Genomic DNA, 19,603 nt, shown 5'->3' with positions numbered 1-19,603 from the left:
CCTTTCGGAGGGGACGCGGAAGGTCCCGCACGTGGGCGGGAGGACCGACGCAGTCCCCCTCTGGGGCCATCATCCTGCGTCTGCGGGGAGTCTAGCCGCGCCCGACGACGTCAGGCGTGGCAGTCCGCGCAGCGTCTCGCACTGCGGCCCCGCCCTGGGCATGGCGGTCGACAGCGAACGCGATGAGCACCTGCGCGGCGACGTACGTGACCATGACGAGGAAGTCCTTCTGCGGCGGCGCGAACGTCGGCGCGAAAGCGCCGAGCGCAATCATTGCGTCCGAGATGAGGAAGATCACTCCGCCGACGCCCGCGACGGGCCCGACGCCCCACGCGAGGATCGACATGGTCGCGAGCATGCTCGCGTAAACGACGACCGCGGGCAGCAGGACGCCCGCCTCCCCTGCGCAGGCCGCGACGATGGCGACGAGGGCCGCCGCGTAGACGGGCAGGCTCCACCGCGCGCGAACCGCGGCGCTCCGCCGACGTGTCGGCCAGAACGCGGCGACGTAGACGACCTGGGCGACGAGGAAGAAGCCCACCATCGTGAGGAAGGCAGCGTCACCGTCGAGCAGCCGCGGCACCGAGTCGCCCAGCCACGAGAACACCAGCGCGACGAGTGTGAGCTCGACGAGGCGCGGGCGTCTGCCGCGCCTCCCGCTCGCGTCGCGGTCGGGCGTCGTCCGCAGCCACAGCCACAGTGCGACGAACACCATGAGCAGCACCTGCGTGAGGTTCCCGAGGATCTCGGCGCCGACGAGGAGCGCTCCGAGGTGGACGGCGGTGACGGTGCCGCCCGCGACGGTGACGACGGTGACGGGCGCGCGAAGCCTCACGGCATCCTCCTTGACGACGGCTGCCCACACGCTACCCCAGGTCCGGCCGCGCCTCCCCTGCCTCCAGGGCTCGGGGACCGGCGGGAAGGAGGGGCGGCCCAGGCGTTCGGGACGGCGCCGTCAGAGCGTCGCGAGGTCGTCCAGGCGTGCGCCTCCCGTCGACGTCACCGCGTAGAGCACCTCGCCGTGGTACTCGACGAACCCGAGCGACTCGTACAGCCGGAACGCACCCGTGGGGTTGGCCGTGTCGACCCCGAGAGTCGCCGCCTCCAGGCCGTCCGCCGCGATCCGGTGGAGCGCCTCGGCGAGAAGGGCCGTCGCCAGCCCGCGCCCACGCTGCGAGCGCAGCACGCCGAGCCGCGAGAGGTACCCGCTCGTGAAACCCTGCGCGGGCCAGTCCTCCTCGAACCTGTCGGAGAGCAGGTACCCGACGACGGGCTCCCCCGGCTGCGTCGTGTCACGTGCGACGAGGCTCCACGCGGGTGCGAACATCGTGCGGCCCGACGCCCAGTCCTCGGCGGATATCGGCTGCGAGCCCCAGTGGTCGGCGAACGCGGCGTTGTGCGCCTGGCGCACCTCCTCGTCGTCACCCGGCGTCCATTCCGCGAGTCGGATGCCGTCCGGGACACGGACGTCAGGCAGCGGGTCGGCAAGGTCGCGCTTGAGCGACGCGTACCAGCGCAGCGGCGCAAGGCCCGCGCGCGTGAAGAGGCGCTGGGAGCGCTCGTCCTCGGTGCCGCAGATGACGCCGACGCGCCACGGGACGTCGGCCGAGGTGCCTGCGAGCATCTCCGCTGAGCGTGCGAGCGCCCACGCGACGAGCGTGCGTCCGACGCCACGGCCGCGCCACTCCTGCTCGACGCCGCCGTCGAGGAAGACACGCTTCTCGCTCGTGTCCCCGGGCGGAGCGACGAGCGTCATGTAGGCACGTGGCGTGCCCGTCGCGTCGACGCCGAGGACGGTGTCGCGCGCAAGGTCGCGCCACGGCTCGGCGAGCATGTCCTCGACCTCGGGCAGGGCCATGCGGTACGGCTGGGCGTCGGCCTCCTCGACGGCGTTGAAGAGGCGCAGGAGGGCGGGAGCGTCGGCCGGGGTGACCGCTCGCCACGTGAGGTCGGGATGGAGCTGCATGCGCCCATCGTGCGCGACCGTCGCACACGGCGTCGACGGATTTACAGCCCGGTCACGCGTCGATTCGGGAGCGGTCGATGCTCTGGGCGCCGGCGACGATGAACTCCTTGCGCGGTGCGACGTCGGACCCCATGAGCAGGTCGAAGACGTGCTCGGCGGCTTCCGCGTCCGCGAGCGTCACACGGCGCAGCGTGCGCAGGCGCGGGTCCATGGTCGTCTCCGCGAGCTGGTCGGCGTCCATCTCGCCGAGGCCCTTGTATCGCTGGATGTCGTCCTTGTAGCGCTTGCCGGCCTTGTCGAGCTTCTTGAGGGTCGCGGCGAGCTCGGCCTCGGAGTACGTGTAGATGTACTCGTTCTTGCGGCTCCCCGCGCCGAGGACCTCGACCCGGTGGAGCGGTGGCACGGCAGCGTAGACCCGTCCGTCCTCGACGAGGGGTCGCATGTAGCGGAAGAACAGCGTGAGGAGGAGCGTCCGGATGTGGGCGCCGTCGACGTCAGCGTCCGTCATGAGGACGATCTTGCCGTAGCGCGCCTGCTCGAGGTCGAAGGTCCGGCCGGAGCCCGCGCCGATCACCTGGATGATCGCGGCGCACTCGGCATTGCGGAGCATGTCGGAGACGGAGGCCTTCTGGACGTTGAGGATCTTGCCGCGGATCGGCAGGAGCGCCTGGAAGTCCGAGGACCGCGCGAGCTTCGCGGTGCCGAGCGCCGAGTCGCCCTCGACGATGAAGAGCTCGGAGCGCTCGACGTCGTCGGAGCGGCAGTCCGCGAGCTTCGCGGGCAACGACGACGTCTCGAGGGCGTTCTTGCGGCGTGAGATCTCCTTCTGCTTGCGCGCGGAGATCCGTGCGCGCATCTCGGCGACGACCTTGTCGAGCAGGAGTGCGGACTGCGCCTTGTCGTCACGCTTCGACGACGTGAGGATGGCGCCGAGCTCCTTCTCGAGGACCTTCGAGACGATCCCGCGGACCGGGGCGGTGCCAAGAACCTCCTTCGTCTGGCCCTCGAACTGCGGCTCGGCGAGGCGCACGGTGACGACCGCGGTGAGCCCCGCGAGGACGTCGTCCTTCTCGATGCGCTCGGAGGAGTCCTTCGCGCTGATCTTCAGGCGACGCGCGTTCGCCTCGACCTGCTTGCGCACGAGCTTGAGCAGGCCCGCCTCGAACCCAGCGAGGTGCGTGCCGCCCTTGGGCGTCGCGATGATGTTGACGAATGACCGCACGGTCGTCTCGTAGCCAGTGCCCCAGCGCAGCGCGATGTCGACCTCGCACTCGCGCTCGACCTCCCGCGGCGTCATGTGGCCGCGATCGTCGAGCACCGGCACGGTCTCGGTGAACCTTCCGGCACCCGTGAGACGCCAGGCGCCCGTCACAGGAGCGTCGGGGGCGAGGAACTCGACGAAGTCGACCGTGCCGCCCGTGTGGTGGAACTCCTCTTCCCAGGGTCCGTCGGCGCCGGGCGTGCCGGGCAGGCCGCGCTCGTCGCGCAGCACGATGCGCAGGCCGGGCACGAGGAACGTCGTCTGCCGGATGCGCGCGACAAGCTCGTCGTACTGGAACGCGGCGGTCCGCAGGAAGATCTGCGTGTCCGCCCAGTAGCGCACGCGCGTTCCGCTCCGGCCGCGGGCGACCTTGCCGACCTGCCGGAGCTCGGAGCCCTCGGTGAACGGTGTGAAGGCGGCGTCGGGGCTCGGCCCCGTCCGCGGGTCGTCGAACGTCCCGGGCTCGCCCCGGTGGAAGGACATGGCCCACGTCTTGCCGCCACGGTCGACCTCGACGTCGAGACGGGCCGAGAGCGCGTTGACGACGCTTGCGCCGACGCCGTGGAGACCGCCCGAGGCCGCGTAGGACCCGCCGCCGAACTTGCCGCCCGCGTGGAGCTTCGTGAAGACCACCTCGACGCCGGAGAGGCCCGTCTTCGGCTCGACGTCGACGGGGATGCCGCGCCCGTCGTCCGCAACCGTCACGGAGGAGTCGGCGTGGAGCGTCACCGTGATGTTCTGGCAGTGCCCACCGAGAGCCTCGTCGACCGCGTTGTCGATGATCTCCCAGAGGCAGTGCATGAGACCGCGCGAGTCGGTGGTCCCGATGTACATGCCGGGACGCTTGCGCACCGCCTCGAGCCCCTCGAGGACGGAGAGATGGCGGGCGGAGTAGGACTCGGTCGTTGCGGTCGGCACGAGAACACACTCTAGGCGCTGCCCCCGACACTGCCGTCGAGGCACGCTGCGCGACACCGGACGGCGGTCCTGCGGGCCTCGTGCCCGTCACCCCGCGGACTCCGCTGTTCCGCGATCCGGAACGCCCGGATCCGTACGCCGGTGGCGAACGTTCCTGCGATGACGGAATCCCCGGCCGCCACGGATGGTTGGATGCTGACATGAGCACCGCTACCGCTACCCCCCTGACCGTGGCCGACCGCTGCGACCGTTGCGGCGCCCAGGCCTACGTCCGCGTCACCCTCCCGGTGGGTGAGCTTCTCTTCTGCGCGCACCACTCACGCGAGCACGCCGACGCCTACGCCTCGGTCGCCGTCGAGATCCAGGACGAGACCGACCGCCTCCACGAGGAGCACGGCGCGCGCTGAGACGCGCTCCGGCCAAGAACCCCGAAGGGGCCCGCACCTGCCGGTGCGGGCCCCTTCGTCGTCCCCGCGGCTCCCCCGCGGCGGCAAGCGTCGCTCCCCGAGGCCGGACGAGGCCACCTCTCCAGGAACGACGACGACCCCCGCACATCCGTTCGGGGGTCGTCGTGGCTGGGGCCGGAAGCGCTCAGTCGAGGTAGTCGCGCAGGACCTGCGACCGGCTCGGGTGACGCAGCTTCGACATGGTCTTCGACTCGATCTGACGGATGCGCTCACGCGTCACGCCGTAGACCTTGCCGATCTCGTCGAGCGTCTTGGGCTGCCCGTCGGTGAGGCCGAAGCGCATGGAGACGACGCCCGCCTCGCGCTCGGAGAGGGTGTCGAGCACCTGGTGGAGCTGCTCCTGGAGGAGGGTGAAGCTCACGGCGTCCGCCGGGACGACAGCCTCGGAGTCCTCGATGAGGTCACCGAACTCGCTGTCGCCGTCTTCGCCGAGCGGTGTGTGGAGCGAGATGGGCTCGCGGCCGTACTTCTGGACCTCGACGACCTTCTCGGGCGTCATGTCGAGCTCCTTGGCGAGCTCCTCGGGCGTGGGCTCGCGACCCAGGTCCTGAAGCATCTGCCGCTGGACGCGGGCGAGCTTGTTGATGACCTCGACCATGTGGACGGGGATGCGGATCGTGCGCGCCTGGTCGGCCATGGCGCGCGTGATCGCCTGACGGATCCACCACGTGGCGTACGTCGAGAACTTGTAGCCCTTGGTGTAGTCGAACTTCTCGACCGCACGGATGAGGCCGAGGTTCCCCTCCTGAATGAGGTCGAGGAAGAGCATGCCGCGGCCCGTGTAGCGCTTCGCGAGCGAGACGACGAGGCGCAGGTTGGCCTCGAGCAGGTGGTTCTTCGCACGACGGCCGTCGGACGCGATCCACTCGAGCTCACGGCGCAGCTTGGGTGCGAGCTCGCCCGCTGCGTGCGTGAGGCGCTCCTCGGCGAACAGACCGGCCTCGATCCGCTTGGCGAGGTCAACCTCCTGCTCCGCGTTGAGGAGCGCGACCTTACCGATCTGCTTGAGGTAGTCCTTGACCGGGTCGGCGGTCGCTCCGGCGGTGACGACCTGCTGCGCGGGGGCGTCGTCGTCGTCGGCGTCGGAGTAGACGAAACCGCTCGTCGACTCCTCGGCCTCCTCCGCCGACTTCACGGCGGTCGCAGGCTTCGCGGGCGCGTCCTCGGCAGCCTCGGTGTCCGGCTCGTCGAGCTCGATCTCGACGTCTTCGAGGTCGTCGTCACCGGGGGCCACGTCGTCGGTCTCCTCGACGACCGCCTCGCCCGCGTCCGAGTCCTTCGCGGCTCCGGCAGACTTCTTCTTCGCCGCAGCGGCCTTCGTCGTGGTCCTGGCGGCCTTCTTCGCGGGGGCCTTCTTCGCAGCAGGCTTCGTGGCGGCCGCCTTCGCAGCCGTCTCGTCCTCCGCCTCGCCCTCGGTCACAGCAGCCTTGGCGGCTGTCTTGCGGACCGCGGTCTTCTTCGCGGGGGCGGCGTCGGCGTCAGCCTTCGCGGTCGTCGACGTCGCACGCTTCGTCGCGGCGGCCGCAACCTTGCCGGAGGCGGGGAGCGTCACCTCGATGCCGAGCATCGCGATCGCTCGGTAGACGGCCTTGAGACGCTTGGCGTCCGCCACCGCGGCGGCCTCGCAGGCAGTGCGCAGGCTCTCGGCGTCGATCCGGCCGTCGGTCGTCCCGCGCCGGACGAGCTCCTGGAGCACAGGGTGCTCGAACTCGCGCGGAAGAGCGGGGTTCGGGATGTTGGGCGCCACAGATGACCTTTCGGCAGAACTCGAGGAGTGCTTGATGCCGACCGCGGGATGAGCTTCGCGGCGCGGGACGAGCACGGTCCCCCTATTGTACTCGGACCGCGCGCACGGATGACCCCGGCGACGCCCCGGACGCGGTCGCCCGTCACGCCGCCAGGGGCTGTGCACGCCTCGTTAAACGCCCGGGGAACCCTGCTTTGTTCCCGTTCTCGGGAGCGATCAGGAAAGGGTCGGGTCCGGCTTGACGGCGAGGACGGGGCACGGCGCGTCGAGGAGGACCCGCTGCGCGTTCGCTCCGAGCACGAGCTTGCCCGTGGGGCTGCGCCGGCGGAGGCCGATGACGACGAGCGTCGCGGCGGTGTCCTCGGCGACATGGACGAGGTCGTCCGCGACGTCGCCGGCCCCCTCGAGCACCCGTACCTCATGGTCGACACCTGCCCCGGCAAGGTCGGCGGCGACGCGCGCGAGGTCCTCGTCGCGCGCCCTGGCACGCTCGGCGTCGACCCGGTCTGCCCGCTCGCTCACGACGACGACGAGACGCGTCCCCCGGGAACGTGCGGTGTCCCTCGCCGTGCTGAGCGCCGCCGCCCCTTCGGGGGTGGACTGGTATCCGACGACGACCGACATCGTTGCTCCTTTGCGCCGGGCGCCCTGTGTCGCGCCGTTGGGTTCCGACGATATCTGACGGTGACCGCCGTGACTCGTGCCGTCGGTCCCGGAGATACGCACCGGCGCCGTGGTGTCGGCCACACCGCGACGACGTCGCGCCCACCGCGACACCCGACGGCCCGCCCGTCACCCGTGAGGACGCCGCCCCGGTCCCGAGCCGCTCGTCGCGCGCCTCAGCGGCCTGCGTCGCGCGCCCGCCGCACCCAGCCCGGAGGGAGCCCGGCATCGAGCGCCTCGCGGACGAGCCTCGCGAGCGAGTGGAACGGGTCGACCTCGAGCGCGCGGTCGACCCACACGGCTGCCTCGGCACCGTGCCCGGTCCACCACGCCGTGAGCCCGAGCAGCGTGAGCGCGGGCGCCGAGCCGTTGTCACGGTGGGCGACGACCTGCCGGAGGACGACTCGGGCCGGCTCGAGGAGCGCGGTGTCCGGGGCGATCGCGACCTCGGGGTCCACGATGACGCGGACGACGAACCCGACGTCCTCGGTGCGCTCGCGCCCGTCGCTCCCACAGAAGATCTCGGCGACGTCGCCCGTGCCGGGGACGAGCGTGACGAGCACCGCGTCCCTCACCCTCTTGTCCTCGAGCGCCTCGCCGATCCGGCCGTACCGCGTGGGGCGCCCCCGCACCGTGCCCGGGGCCGACGCGTCCCGCTGAGCGGCCCGGACCGCGCCGCGCCACTCCGCGAGCGAGCGGGCACGCCAGCCGCCGCTCCCGCCCTCGGCGTCGGGCAACGGCAGGGCGTGCTCCCGGGCAGCACGGGCGGCGGCCCGGCGGTGGGCCGCCGTGACGACGGGCACCCGGCCGAGGTCGTCACGGTCGGCGAGCACCGCGACGCCGTCGAACACCATGCGGGCTCCCACGGCGGTCGACTCGAGGTCCGCGAGGGGCCGCGCGGTGCTGAGCGTGCCGTCCGGCTCGACCTCGTGATAAGTCCGCGTACCGACTGCGACGACCCCGCGGATCTCGAGCGCGTCGCCGAGCGCCTCGAGCAGCGCGTCGAACGCCTCGGTCGCCTCGGCGTCGAGGTGCTCGCCGCCGCGGAGATCCTGCTCCCGGTAGAGGACGACGACGACGCTCGACGCCCCGTCGCGCGCCGCTGCCGCGACGAGGTTGCGCGCGAGCTGGGGTCCGTCGAAGGGGTGGGCGACGTCGGCGACGTCGGTCCGGATCATCATGCCGACGCGTCGCCGGGGCCCTCGGAGGCCGACGAGCACGACGGAGTCGCGCGGCACGAAGCCCAGCTGGTACGGGACGAGGGCGAGGAGCTCGCAGGGCTCGGAAGCCCGGATCGTGTTGGTCATGGGGACAGGTCACACTCTCCGCCGGACCCGCGCTCGCGATCCCCCCACATCTGTGGACGGACAGCGGGCGGCCCCCTCCTGGGGACAACCTCGATAGGCTGCCCGCATGAGCACCCCTGCCCTCGTCGACCGTGATGACGTGCGTTCCCGGGTCGACCACCTCGTCGACCTCTACCTCACCGGCGCGCGCCACGACGCAGTCGCCGAGCACGGCGACGACGTCGTCCCCCTCTTCGACGCGATGGGACGCCTGCTCGGCGGCGGCAAGCGCCTCCGCGCGGCCTTCACGTACTGGGCGTGGCGCGCGTTGACGACCGACGTCGGCGAGGCCGAGGGCGCGCTGCGTCTCGGCGCCGCGCTCGAGCTCTTCCAGGCTGCCGCGCTCTTCCACGACGACCTCATGGACAAGTCCGACACCCGGCGCGGGCATGCGACCGCGCACGTGCACTTCGCGCGTGTCCACCGTGCCGGTGGGTGGCCCGGCGACTCCGCCCAGTTCGGGCTCTCGGCCGCGGTCCTCCTCGGCGACCTCGCGCTCGCAGGCTGCGAGCGCATGCTCAGCACCGCGCTCGAGCACCTTCCTGAGCGCGTCGGGTCCCCGACGCGCGAGATCTTCGACACGATGCGTGCCGAGGTGACGCTCGGGCAGTACCTCGACGTGCTCTCGCAGGTGCGGCCGTGGAGCGACGACGCCGCCGAGGACGAGCGACGCGCGCGCGCCGTCATCCGCGCGAAGTCAGCGCGGTACTCGGTCGAGCACCCGCTGAGCCTCGGCGCCGCGTCCGCGGGCGCCGACGAGGAGACGCTCGCCGGGGTCCGCCGCTTCGGGCTCCCGCTCGGCGAGGCCTTCCAGCTGCGTGACGACATCCTCGGCGTGTTCGGCGACCCCGCGACGACGGGTAAGCCCGCGGGCGACGACCTGCGTGAGGGCAAGCGCACCGTGCTGCTCGCGCGCGCGCTCGGCGGGGCGACGCCGGCGGAGGCCGCGCTCGTGCGCGGCCTCGTCGGCTCGCCCGAGCTCACGGACGAGGAGATCAACGACCTGCGCGAGATCTTCGTCCGCACGGGCGCGCTCGACGGCGTCGAGAAGCTCGTCGACGAGCTCGCGGACGAGGCGTTCGCCGCGCTCGACGCGCTCGACCTCGAGGGCGAGGGTGCCACGATGCTCCGTGCCCTCGGCTACGCCGCGATCGAGCGCTCGGCCTGACACGCCCGAGGGGTGGAGCCACACGGTCGTGGTCCCACCCCTCAGGAAGCTGTCGGTCAGCGTGACGCTCCTTCTCAGAGGAGCGCCTGAGCGACCCTCCGGACCTCGGACTTGCGCCCCTCGCGGAGGGCTGCGAGCGGCGAGGTGCCGATCTCGTCGTTGTCGGCGAGGAGCCAGTCGACGATCGCCTCGTCGTCGAAGCGCAGGTCAGCGAGCAGCGCGATCGTCCCCTGGAGCGACGGCAGCGGCACGGGCCGCTCCCCCTCGACGGGCTGACGCCGGTCCGCGGGGTTCTGGAGGTGTCGCGGGACGAAGAAGTCGGCGGGGACGCGCTTGACGGGGTTCTCGCCGCGGCGCACCGCGATGATGACCCGGTCGTGCAGCATGCCGCGAACCTTGGAGACGTCGGTCCCGAGGAGCTCGGCGACGTCCGGGAGCGTGAGCCACTCCCCCGGGCTGGTGGTGTCAGTCATGGGTCCACGGTAGTCCTGTGTGAAGCCTCGACGATCACCCGGTAGACATCGGGCGCGCCCACACGTCCCGGACGTGCCGCCCACCGTAGACTCGCCACCGTGGGAGCCACCCTGACCGATCCGCTCGTCGGCCGTCTCGTCGACGGCCGCTACCTCGTCGTGTCGCGGATCGCCCGGGGCGGTATGGCGACGGTCTACCGGGCGGTCGACCGCAGGCTCGACCGGGAGGTCGCGCTCAAGGTCATGCACCCGCATCTCGCCGACGGCGCCGAGGGTGCGGACTTCGTCTCGCGCTTCCGCCGCGAGGCGCGTGCCGCAGCCCGGCTCGCGCACCCGGGGCTCGTCGCCGTCTTCGACCAGGGCGTCGACGGTGACACGAGCTACCTCACGATGGAACTCATCGACGGCTCGACGCTGCGCCGACGCCTGCGGGAGCAGGGGACGCTCCCGGTCGGCGAGGCGCTCGACATCGCCGAGGCCGTCCTCGACGCGCTGACAGCCGCGCACCGCACCGGTCTCGTGCACCGCGACATCAAGCCGGAGAACGTCCTCATCTCGGAGGAGGGACGCGTCAAGGTTGCCGACTTCGGGCTCGCACGCGCGGTCACCGAGGTGACGTCGACGGCGACCGGCACGGTGTTCGGCACCGTCGCGTACCTTGCGCCCGAGATCATCCTCACGGGCGCGTGCGACGCCCGGACCGACGTCTACGCGGTGGGCATCCTCCTCCACGAGATGCTCACGGGCGCGCAGCCGCACACGGGCGCGACGCCCATCCAGGTCGCCTACCGGCACGTCAACGTCGACGTCCCTGACGTCTCCGACGTCGCGACGGACATGCCCACCGAGATCGACGAGCTCGTCGCGGCGTTCGCGGCGCGCGACGCCGAGAACCGTCCGCCCGACGCGGCGGCGGCCCTCGACCTGCTGCGGCGCACGCGTGGCGCCCTCACCCCCGAGGACCTCGCGCTCCGCCACGAGGTTCCCCTCGCGGAGACCCCAGAGCCCGAGGCCACGGACGACGACGAGCCGCAGCTCCCCCCGGTGCCTCCACCCCCGGGTGCGGAGGGCTCGGCCGAGACTCCTGGGTCCGCGGGTTCCGCCAGCTCTCCCGTCTCGGCGCCAAGCCCTGAGGAGGACGACGACCGCACGGAGGCGCTCGGTCTCGTGGGTTCCGGGACGACGATCGCCCTGCCGATCGGCACGGGGGCCGTCGCCCCCGTCGACACCGTCGGTCCTGCACTGCGTGCCCGGCGGCGACGCCGCGCGCTCGTCGCAACGCTCGTCGTCGTCCTCGTCGCCGCGCTGGCGGGTGGGGCGACCCTCTGGTGGGCGACGTGGGGGCCTGGTGCCTACACGACTGTCCCCTCGGGTCTCGTCGGGGCGGAGGCCGAGGCCGCGACGAACGCGCTCGCGACGCTCGGGCTCCACGCCGACACCTCGCAGGCGGTCCACGACGACGACGTACCCGCGGGCTCGGTCGTGAGCGTCGAACCGCGGGAGGGCGAGGAGATCCACAAGGAAGGCACGGTCCGGCTCGTCGTGTCGCTCGGCATCCTCATGCTCACGGTCCCGGACGACCTCGTGGGGGCGACGGCCGAGCAGGCGCACGCGCGCCTCGCGGAGGCGAGACTCGAGGCCGCGCCGGACGTCCTCGTCCACGACGACAAGGTCCCCGCGGGCGAGGTCATGTCCGTCGACCAGGAGGAAGGCACGGAGGTTCCGCATTCGACGCCTGTCACCCTCACGGTCTCCGACGGCCCTGCGCCGGTGACTGTCCCCCAGGTCGTCGGGTCGCAGAGCAAGAACGCGTCCGCGACGCTCAAGAGCGTCGGCCTCAAGGTCAAGGTCACCAAGGAGTTCTCCGAGACGGTCCCCGAGGGCGCCGTCATCTCCCAGACGCCCGAGGCCTCGAGCGCAGCGCACCGCACCGACACGGTGACGATCGTCGTCTCCAAGGGCCCGCCGCTCGTCGAGGTGCCGGGCGTCGTCGGGAAGTCGGCGGCGGACGCTGAGGAGATCTTGCGTAAGGCGGGCTTCGTCCCCGACGTCAAGAAGCAGTGGGGCGGTCTCCTCAACATCGTGCGCTTCCAGAGCGTGGACCCCGGCGACAAGATCCCCAAGGGGTCGACGGTCTCGATCACCGTCGTCTGACGCCCCCGTCAGACACGGAAGGGCTCCGACCGTGTGGTCGGAGCCCTTCCGTGTCGGTTGCGTGTCAGCGCAGCATCTCGGCGACCTGGAAGGCCATCTCGAGCGACTGCTGGTGGTTGAGCCGCGGGTCGACGAGCGTCTCGTAGCGGGCCGCGAGGCCCTCGTCGTCGATCTCCTCAGAGCCGCCGAGGACCTCCGTGACGTCGTCACCGGTGAGCTCCACGTGGAGGCCGCCAGGGACGGTGCCGAGCGCTCGGTGCACCTCGAAGAAGCCGCTCACCTCGTCGAGCACGTCCTCGAAACGACGGGTCTTGTACCCCGTGCCCGACGTGATGGTGTTGCCGTGCATGGGGTCCGTCACCCAGGTGACGGGGCTGCCGTGGTCACGGACCGCCGCGACGATCGAGGGCAGTGCCTCGCGGATACGTCCTGCGCCCATGCGCGTGATGAACGTGAGCCGTCCCGGACGACCGGTCGGGTTGAGCTTCTCGACGAGCGCGATCGCGTCCGCGGGCGAGGTCGTCGGGCCGAGCTTGACGCCGATGGGGTTGGCGACGCGCGAGAGGAACTCGACGTGCGCGCCGTCGAGGTCGCGGGTGCGCTCGCCGATCCACAGGAAGTGGCCCGAGGTGTCGTAGGCCTCGCCCGTCCGGGCGTCGACGCGCGTGAGCGCGCGCTCGTAGTCGAGGAGCAGCCCCTCGTGCGAGACGAAGAACTCGACCGTGCGCAGGGCGTCGAAGTCGGCGCCGCACGCCTCCATGAAGCGTAGCGCGCGGTCGATCTCCGCGGCCGTCGACTCGTAGCGCGCGTACGCGGGGTTCCGCATGAAACCGCGGTTCCACTCGTGCACGCGCCGCAGGTCGGCTGAACCCCCGCGCGTGTAGGCGCGGACGACGTTGATCGTCGCGGCCGAGATCTGGTAGCCGTCGAGGAGCCGCTGCGGGTCGGGGATCCGGGCGGCCTCGGTGAAGTCGTGCCCGTTGACCATGTCGCCGCGGTACGCAGGGAGCGTCACACCGTCCCGAGTCTCGTCGTTCGACGAGCGCGGCTTCGCGTACTGCCCGGCCATCCGCCCCATCTTCACGACGGGCATGCTCGCGCCGTGCGTGAGGATGACAGCCATCTGGAGGATGGTGCGGATCTTGTTGCGGATGCGGTCGGCCTGCGCCTCGGCGAACGTCTCGGCGCAGTCACCTCCCTGGAGGAGGAACGCGTCGCCGCGGCCGGCCGCCGCGAGACGCTCCGTGAGCAGGTCGGCCTCGGCGGGCACGACGAGGGGGGCGGCCTCGGCCAGGCGCGCAGCCACCTGGCCCAACGCGTCCGCGTCGGGCCAGGTGGGCTGCTGCTTGGCAGTCAGCGAGCGAAAGTGGTCGAGCCCCTCCACCACCTCGTCGTGCGCCGTCGTCGTCATGCCTGGGCAGGCACCAGGTCCTGGCCGATACCGGCGAGGAGCTCGCCGAACCACGGCTGGGAGACGTCGAAGGCCTTGCCGCCGGCGATGCGCGGGAAGGCGATGGCCGTGAGGACGTCGCCGTTCTCCTCGTCGTGGCCGACGACACCCGACTCGCCGCGGAGGGCGGCGTCGACGGCGTAGTCCGTCATCGACTTGATGAGGCGCAGGTCCTCGGCGTTGGCCGCGGCGGCACGCGAGTAGTAGCCCGACTTCTGGACCATGACCTTCTCGGCGCCGAGACGCTCGGCGAACTGCTTGGCGAACCAGGCGCCCGGGTTGATCGTGTCGAGCTTGACGTGACCGAAGGGGTCGCGCTCGACGGTCTCACCGGCGGCCTCGAGCTGCTCGACGATCTCGTGCATGCCCGCGCCCTCCGAGAGGAAGATGTTGACGTTGCCCTTGGCGTCCATGACGGCCTTGAGGCGCTCGGCCTCGGCGGCGATGTCGATCTTCATCTCCGGGACGAAGACAGCGTCGATGTCCCAGCGCTCACGGGTGAGGCCGAGGCTCGGCACCCACTCGAGCGTGTCGAGGTGCTTGCGGTACTCGGCTGCAGCGGCGGCGGTGAGCCAGCCGCAGTGGCGACCCATGACCTCGTGGACGATGAGCATGCGCGGGCCCGAGCGGTGCTCGCCGATGACGTTGAACGCGAACTGCGCGGCCTCCTCGGCAGCGGTCCACGCCCCGAGCGACTGCTTGATCGGGATGACGTCGTTGTCGATCGTCTTGGGCAGGCCGACGACGGTGAGCTCGTAGTCGTTCTCGTGGAGGTACGCAGCGAGGTCGGCGGCGGTCGTGTTGGTGTCGTCGCCACCGATCGTGTGGAGGACGTCGACACCGTCGGACTTGAGCTGCTCGGCGGCAACCTTGAGCGGGTCCTCACCCTCCTGGACGAGACCGCGCTTGACGCAGTCCTTCGCGTTCGTGAGCTTGACGCGCGAGTTGCCGATCGGCGAGCCGCCGAAGCGGTGCAGAACTCCGGCCTTGGCGCGGCCCTCGGCGTCGACGACGATCTTGTCGCCGCGGAGCAGGCCGTGGTAGCCGTGCTGGTACGCGATGATCTCGATCGACGGGTCGAGCTCGTTGTAGCGCTCGATCAGCCCTCCGACCGCGGAGGAGAGGCACGGGGCGAAGCCGCCGGCCGTCAGAAGGGCAACACGACGTACAGACATCGAAGAACTACCTCTCATCGTCGCCCGCGGGCCTGCGACGCGGGTGTGCGCCGAGCTCGACGGGCCGTGGATTTCCGGACCGCGGAGCGCAGTGCGGCAGGGCCGCCCGCGCCACCGTCAGTCTACTGGCGGTGCCGCGCCCTCCTCGGGCGGGACCGGCACATGGACGTCCGGGGCGGTACGTCCACCAGGAGCCTTGCGTGCCGCGGGGGCGTCGGCACCGGACTTCTGTCCCGAGGCGAGGCGCGCCTTGGCGGTCGCCGCGTAGATGTCGACGTACTCCTGGCCCGAGAGACTCATGAGCGCGTACATGATCTCGTCCGTGACGGAGCGCAGGATGAAGCGGTCGTCCTGCATGCCGTGGTAGCGGGAGAAGTCGAGAGGCTCCCCCACGACCACGCCGACGCGCACGGGACGCGGCATGACCTTGCCGAGCGGCTGGGCCTTCTCCGTCGCGATCATCGCGACGGGCACGACCGGGCAGCCCGACTCGAGAGCGAGACGCGCAACGCCCGTCTTGCCGCGGTAGAGGCGACCGTCGGGGCTGCGCGTCCCCTCGGGGTAGATGCCGAACAACCCGCCCTCGCGCAACCGCGCGAGCCCCGTGTTGAGCGCCGCCTCCGACGCTTTGCCCCCCGAGCGGTCGACGGGGATCGTCCCGACACCGCGGAAGAACTTCGCCTGGAGCCGGCCCTTGAGGCCCGTACCCGTGAAGTACTCGGACTTGCCGATGAAGACGATCTCGCGGTCGAGGACGATCGGCAGTACGAACGAGTCGATGACGGCGAGGTGGTTGCTCGCGAGGATCGCCCCGCCGGTCGCGGGCACGTTCTCGAGCCCGCGGGTCCACGGGCGGAAGTACAGCTTCAGCCAAGGACCGGCGACGATCTTCTTCATGAGCCAGTAGAACAACGCAGCTTCCTCCTCGCGCCTCCGACAGGGCGCACCTTCCGACTCTAGAGTGATCTGCATGGTGGAACCCAACGTCGATCCCACGCAGGGCCGTGACGAGTCCCCGGGCGAACTCCCGGACGAGGCCACGGACGGCGGTCGGACGATGCACGACGACGCGAGCACCCCTGATCCTGCGGAGAAACCTACCGCACCCGACGCTCCTCACGCGTCAGGCGCCCCCGCCGCCGGGGCACCCGGCCTCGACACGGACTCGGAGTTCGCCCGGATCGTCGCCGGCCTCGACGACGTCCGCGCGGCGACGGACGACGTCGATGTGCGGCCCCGGCCGTGGCTCACCGACGTCCCGACGCTCCCGGGCGTCAAGCCCATCGGCCCGCGTGACCACGTGGCTTCCCAGGAGGAGATCGACCTCGAGGACGAGCAGAGCCACTTCGTGCCGCCGGAACCCGGCCCGATCCTCGGCGGCGACCCCGTGCTGACGATGGCGTGGTTCGCGGTCGCGGGCGGCATCCTCGCGCTCGTCCTCTCGGCGCTTCTCGTCCGCGTCATGCCGTCGGTCGTCGCCTGGGGCGGTGCCGGGCTGCTCGCCGCGGGCGCCGGGGTCCTCCTCTGGCGTCTCCCCCACGAGCGGGGCGACGCGCACGGCGACGACGAGCCCTGGGTGTAGGCACCCCGTGCACGACGAGGGGCGCGGACCGTTGCGGTCCGCGCCCCTCGTCGTCGGACCCTGCGTCTGCGGCGTCCGGCGTCCGGCGTCGTCAGTGTCGCGCGAGGTCGGCCGCGCCGACCATCCCCGCGTCGTTGCCGAGCGTCGCGATCGCGATCGTCGCGAGGCGCGAACGATGGGTGCGGGCGGGCAGGACGCGCTCGAAGGCCTCCTGCGTCGGGCGCAGGAGGAGGTCGCCCGCGTCTCCGACGCCACCGCCGATCGCGATGACGGACGGGTCCATGAAGGCCGCGACGGTCGCGGCGCCCTCGCCGAGCCAGCGGCCGAGCGCAGCGAAGAGCTCGATCGCGAGCGGGTCGCCTTCTTGGGCTGCGGTCGTCACGTGGGGGCCGACGAGCTCGCCGCCCTCGGCGAGCTCGCGCAGCCGTGCCGCGCGGTCGGGGTGCGCGACGAGCGCGGCGCGCGCGGTCCGCACGAGCGCTGAGCCGGACGCGTACTGCTCCCAGCAGCCGAAGTGCCCGCAGCCGCAGAGCCGTCCGTCCGGGACGACACGCATGTGACCGACCTCGGTCGCGACGCCGTAGGCGCCGCGAACGAGCGCACCGCCGACGACCGCGGCCCCCCCGAGGCCGGTGCCGACCGTGAGCATGAGGAAGTCGTCCGTGCCCGCACCGACGCCGTAGCGGAACTCGGCCCATCCGGCCGCATTCGCGTCGTTCTCGACCACGACGGGGATCGACGTGTCGGTGAGCTCGGCGACCCTCTCGGCGAGCGGGTAGTCGCGCCACGCGCCGATGTTCGGCCCGAAGGCGACGCTGCGCCGGTCGGGGCTGCAGAAGCCGGCGGCGGCGAGACCGATCGCGCCGATCTCGTGCTCTGCTGCGAGCTCGTGGTACGCGGCCGCGATCGCGCGGTCGATGCTCGGTGCATCGGTGGGGTCGGTCGGGCGCCTCACCTGGGCGAGGATCGTCCCGTTCTCGTCGACCACGCCGGCCGCGATCTTCGTACCGCCGATGTCCACACCGAGCGCGTGCATCCGAATCCTGCTCCTGTCGTCCGGCAACGCCCGTCGGCGCTACTCCGAGCACCAAGCGTGCCACAGCACGAGATCGCTTCCAGCACCGGACGTCCCGGGTCACGGAAACACGGCCCGAGCAGCGGGCACGCCCCTCACCTCCCCGCCCGGGACCTAGGTCACGGATCGGTGACGGTCGGCCGTGATAATGCGACGGTGCTCACAGGGCCCCTCGCGGCCCGCTAACCTGTGGGCACACGCCCACTGCCACTGGAGTCAGAATGAGCGAGCACCGCACGCCAATCCTCGTCGACCCACCCCGGTCCGAGAACATCAACAGCCTTCTCGCGGGTCGCCTCGAGCGCTTCCCCGACATGGCGATCATCGAGGTGAAGACTGCCGAGGGCGCGCCCTGGCGGTCGATCTCGGCCCGCGAGTTCGAGGCGCAGGTCGTCGCGGTCGCCAAGGGCCTCGTCGGCATGGGCGTCGAGCCCGGCGACCGGGTCGGGATCATGTCCCGCACCCGTTACGAGTGGTCGCTCCTCGACTGGTCGATCTGGGCTGCCGGTGCGGTGCCCGTCCCCCTCTACGAGACGTCGAGCGCGAAGCAGGTCCAGTGGATCCTCACCGATGCGGACGTCAAGCACGTCGTCGTCGAGACCTCTGCCCACGCCGCGACGATCGAGCAGGTACGACGCAAGTGCCCATCGCTCGGGGAGGTCCTCGTCCTCGACGAGGGCGGCATCGACGCGATCGTCGCACGCGGAGCCGACGTCGCCGACGAGGAGATCGCGCGCCGTCGCTCCCTCGCGACGCTCGACTCGCTCTCGACGATCATCTACACGTCGGGCACGACGGGGCGACCCAAGGGTGCCGAGCTCACTCACGAGAACTTCGTGACGCTCTGCCTCAACGCGATCGAGAAGCTCCCGGAGGTCGTCGGCGTCCCTGGGCGTCGGACGCTCCTGTTCATGCCGCTCGCTCACGTCTTCGCGCGGTTCATCGGCGTCCTCACGGTGCCCGCCAACGTCGTCCTCGGCCACACGCCCGACGTCGGGACGCTTCTGCCCGACCTCGCAGCGTTCAAGCCCACGTTCATCCTCTCGGTCCCCCGCGTCTTCGAGAAGGTCTACAACTCCTCGGAGCAGAAGGCCATCGCCGGCGGCAAGGGCAAGATCTTCTACTGGGCCGCCGCGACCGCGATCGCGTGGTCGCGCGCGCAGGACGACGGCAAGGTCCCGCCCATGCTCGGTCTGCGCCACAAGATCGCCGACGCGCTCGTGCTCACGAAGATCCGGGCGGCGCTCGGCGGCGACGCGCGCTACGCGATCTCGGGCGGCGCAGCCCTCGGCGAGCGACTCGGCCACTTCTACCGCGGCGTCGGGCTCTCGGTGCTCGAGGGCTACGGCCTCACGGAGACGACCGCGCCGGTCTCCGTCAACCTCCCGGCACTCACGAAGATCGGGACGGTGGGCCCACCGCTGCCGGGCGCCGCGGTCCGCGTCGCCGACGACGGCGAGCTCCTCGTCCGCGGCCCCCAGGTTTTCCGGGGCTACCACAACAACCCCGAGGCGACCGCGGAGGCGTTCGAGGACGGCTGGTTCCGCACGGGCGACCTCGGTTCTGTCGACGCCGACGGCTACATCCGGATCACGGGGCGCAAGAAGGAGCTCATCGTCACCGCAGGCGGCAAGAACGTCGCCCCCGCGATCCTCGAGGACCGCGTCCGCGCGCACGCGCTCGTCTCGCAGTGCGTCGTCGTCGGCGACGCCAAGCCGTTCATCGCCGCGATGATCACCCTCGACGCGGAGTCGCTGCCCACGTGGCTCACGGCGCGCGGCAAGCCCGAGCTCACGCTCGAGCAGGCGATGGAGGACCCTGACGTCCTCGCAGCGATCGACAAGGCCGTGACCCGTGCCAACAAGGCCGTGTCTCGTGCAGAGTCGATCCGCAAGTTCCGCATCCTGCCGACCGACTTCACGATCGCCAACGGCTATCTCACGCCGTCGCTCAAGGTCAAGCGGTCGCTCGTCCTCGAGGACTTCGGCGACGACGTCGAGGCGCTCTACGACGGCGTCGCGTCGCCCGGAACGGTCTGACGACTCCCGAGTCCCGCCGATGGCGGCGTCCCCTCCGGGACGCCGCCATCGGCGTCTGCCCAGGTCGCACGCCCCTTCGCACGAGGTCGACGCCGGATGTCGGTGCCGCAGCGTACGGT

At 71.5% G+C, this 19,603-nt stretch carries 16 protein-coding genes; 5 read left to right on the top strand and 11 right to left on the bottom strand.

The window, feature by feature from the left end; translation table 11 throughout:
• Nucleotides 1-91: 91 nt before the first annotated feature.
• From IGS67_RS12305 to IGS67_RS12295, 3 genes are all read right to left on the bottom strand, one after another.
• Complete coding sequence (locus IGS67_RS12305) at nucleotides 92-835, bottom strand: lysoplasmalogenase family protein (protein ID WP_210767296.1); 744 nt, start codon at nucleotides 833-835, stop codon at nucleotides 92-94.
• 120 nt (nucleotides 836-955) lie between these two features.
• On the bottom strand, nucleotides 956-1,966 hold the full coding sequence (locus IGS67_RS12300; protein ID WP_192281516.1) for a GNAT family N-acetyltransferase: 1,011 nt from the start codon (nucleotides 1,964-1,966) through the stop codon (nucleotides 956-958).
• A gap of 52 nt (nucleotides 1,967-2,018) precedes the next feature.
• Complete coding sequence (locus IGS67_RS12295) at nucleotides 2,019-4,145, bottom strand: DNA gyrase/topoisomerase IV subunit B (protein WP_192281513.1); 2,127 nt, start codon at nucleotides 4,143-4,145, stop codon at nucleotides 2,019-2,021.
• A gap of 200 nt (nucleotides 4,146-4,345) precedes the next feature.
• On the opposite strand from IGS67_RS12295, the gene IGS67_RS12290 reads away from it, so the two are divergent.
• Complete coding sequence (locus IGS67_RS12290) at nucleotides 4,346-4,552, top strand: DUF7455 domain-containing protein (protein WP_192281510.1); 207 nt, start codon at nucleotides 4,346-4,348, stop codon at nucleotides 4,550-4,552.
• Nucleotides 4,553-4,736: 184 nt separating this feature from the next.
• Here the strand turns inward: IGS67_RS12290 and IGS67_RS12285 are convergent, their stop codons facing one another.
• The 3 genes from IGS67_RS12285 to IGS67_RS12275 form a co-directional block, all read right to left on the bottom strand.
• Complete coding sequence (locus tag IGS67_RS12285; RefSeq protein ID WP_192281507.1) at nucleotides 4,737-6,359, bottom strand: RNA polymerase sigma factor; 1,623 nt, start codon at nucleotides 6,357-6,359, stop codon at nucleotides 4,737-4,739.
• Nucleotides 6,360-6,575: 216 nt separating this feature from the next.
• Nucleotides 6,576-6,983, bottom strand: coding sequence for a universal stress protein (locus tag IGS67_RS12280; RefSeq protein WP_192281504.1), 408 nt, complete (start codon nucleotides 6,981-6,983; stop codon nucleotides 6,576-6,578).
• 215 nt (nucleotides 6,984-7,198) lie between these two features.
• Nucleotides 7,199-8,329 (bottom strand): DUF4192 domain-containing protein, encoded by a 1,131-nt coding sequence (locus tag IGS67_RS12275; RefSeq protein WP_192281500.1) that lies wholly within the window; start codon nucleotides 8,327-8,329, stop codon nucleotides 7,199-7,201.
• Between the two features lie 106 nt (nucleotides 8,330-8,435).
• On the opposite strand from IGS67_RS12275, the gene IGS67_RS12270 reads away from it, so the two are divergent.
• Nucleotides 8,436-9,536, top strand: coding sequence for a polyprenyl synthetase family protein (locus IGS67_RS12270; protein WP_192281497.1), 1,101 nt, complete (start codon nucleotides 8,436-8,438; stop codon nucleotides 9,534-9,536).
• A 74-nt stretch (nucleotides 9,537-9,610) separates the two neighbouring features.
• Here IGS67_RS12270 and IGS67_RS12265 read toward each other — a convergent pair whose 3' ends face one another.
• Nucleotides 9,611-10,009 (bottom strand): Rv2175c family DNA-binding protein, encoded by a 399-nt coding sequence (locus tag IGS67_RS12265; RefSeq protein ID WP_192281494.1) that lies wholly within the window; start codon nucleotides 10,007-10,009, stop codon nucleotides 9,611-9,613.
• Between the two features lie 99 nt (nucleotides 10,010-10,108).
• On the opposite strand from IGS67_RS12265, the gene pknB reads away from it, so the two are divergent.
• Nucleotides 10,109-12,163, top strand: a complete 2,055-nt coding sequence (gene pknB, locus IGS67_RS12260; RefSeq protein ID WP_192281491.1) for a Stk1 family PASTA domain-containing Ser/Thr kinase — start codon at nucleotides 10,109-10,111, stop codon at nucleotides 12,161-12,163.
• A gap of 64 nt (nucleotides 12,164-12,227) precedes the next feature.
• Here pknB and IGS67_RS12255 read toward each other — a convergent pair whose 3' ends face one another.
• The 3 genes from IGS67_RS12255 to IGS67_RS12245 all read right to left on the bottom strand — a co-directional run bounded on the left by IGS67_RS12255 (nucleotide 12,228) and on the right by IGS67_RS12245 (nucleotide 15,700).
• Complete coding sequence (locus tag IGS67_RS12255) at nucleotides 12,228-13,574, bottom strand: class II 3-deoxy-7-phosphoheptulonate synthase (protein WP_192281488.1); 1,347 nt, start codon at nucleotides 13,572-13,574, stop codon at nucleotides 12,228-12,230.
• On the bottom strand, nucleotides 13,571-14,788 hold the full coding sequence (locus IGS67_RS12250; RefSeq protein WP_192281485.1) for a pyrophosphate--fructose-6-phosphate 1-phosphotransferase: 1,218 nt from the start codon (nucleotides 14,786-14,788) through the stop codon (nucleotides 13,571-13,573). Before IGS67_RS12250 ends, IGS67_RS12255 begins: the two co-directional genes overlap by 4 nt.
• 117 nt (nucleotides 14,789-14,905) lie before the next feature.
• On the bottom strand, nucleotides 14,906-15,700 hold the full coding sequence (locus IGS67_RS12245) for a lysophospholipid acyltransferase family protein (protein WP_235978254.1): 795 nt from the start codon (nucleotides 15,698-15,700) through the stop codon (nucleotides 14,906-14,908).
• Between the two features lie 58 nt (nucleotides 15,701-15,758).
• Between IGS67_RS12245 and IGS67_RS12240 the strand changes: the two genes are divergently transcribed.
• Nucleotides 15,759-16,370 carry a hypothetical protein gene (locus IGS67_RS12240; RefSeq protein WP_192281483.1) on the top strand — a complete coding sequence of 204 codons (612 nt, stop codon included), beginning with the start codon at nucleotides 15,759-15,761 and terminating at the stop codon, nucleotides 16,368-16,370.
• A gap of 91 nt (nucleotides 16,371-16,461) precedes the next feature.
• On the opposite strand, the gene IGS67_RS12235 is transcribed toward IGS67_RS12240, so the two are convergent.
• The gene (locus IGS67_RS12235; protein ID WP_192281481.1) at nucleotides 16,462-17,406 is read right to left on the bottom strand and encodes an ROK family glucokinase; all 945 of its coding nucleotides are present in this window, start codon (nucleotides 17,404-17,406) and stop codon (nucleotides 16,462-16,464) included.
• Nucleotides 17,407-17,666: 260 nt separating this feature from the next.
• Between IGS67_RS12235 and IGS67_RS12230 the strand changes: the two genes are divergently transcribed.
• Entirely contained in the window at nucleotides 17,667-19,484 is a 1,818-nt protein-coding gene (locus IGS67_RS12230) for an AMP-dependent synthetase/ligase (RefSeq protein ID WP_192281479.1), read from the top strand.
• The last annotated feature ends 119 nt before the right edge of the window (nucleotides 19,485-19,603 follow it).

The organism is Flavimobilis rhizosphaerae (genome assembly GCF_014852685.1).
In the GTDB taxonomy this organism is placed as follows: domain Bacteria; phylum Actinomycetota; class Actinomycetes; order Actinomycetales; family Cellulomonadaceae; genus Flavimobilis; species Flavimobilis rhizosphaerae.
Note: the sequence above shows the minus strand (reverse complement) of the source record. Positions and strands in the feature narration are given on the sequence as shown.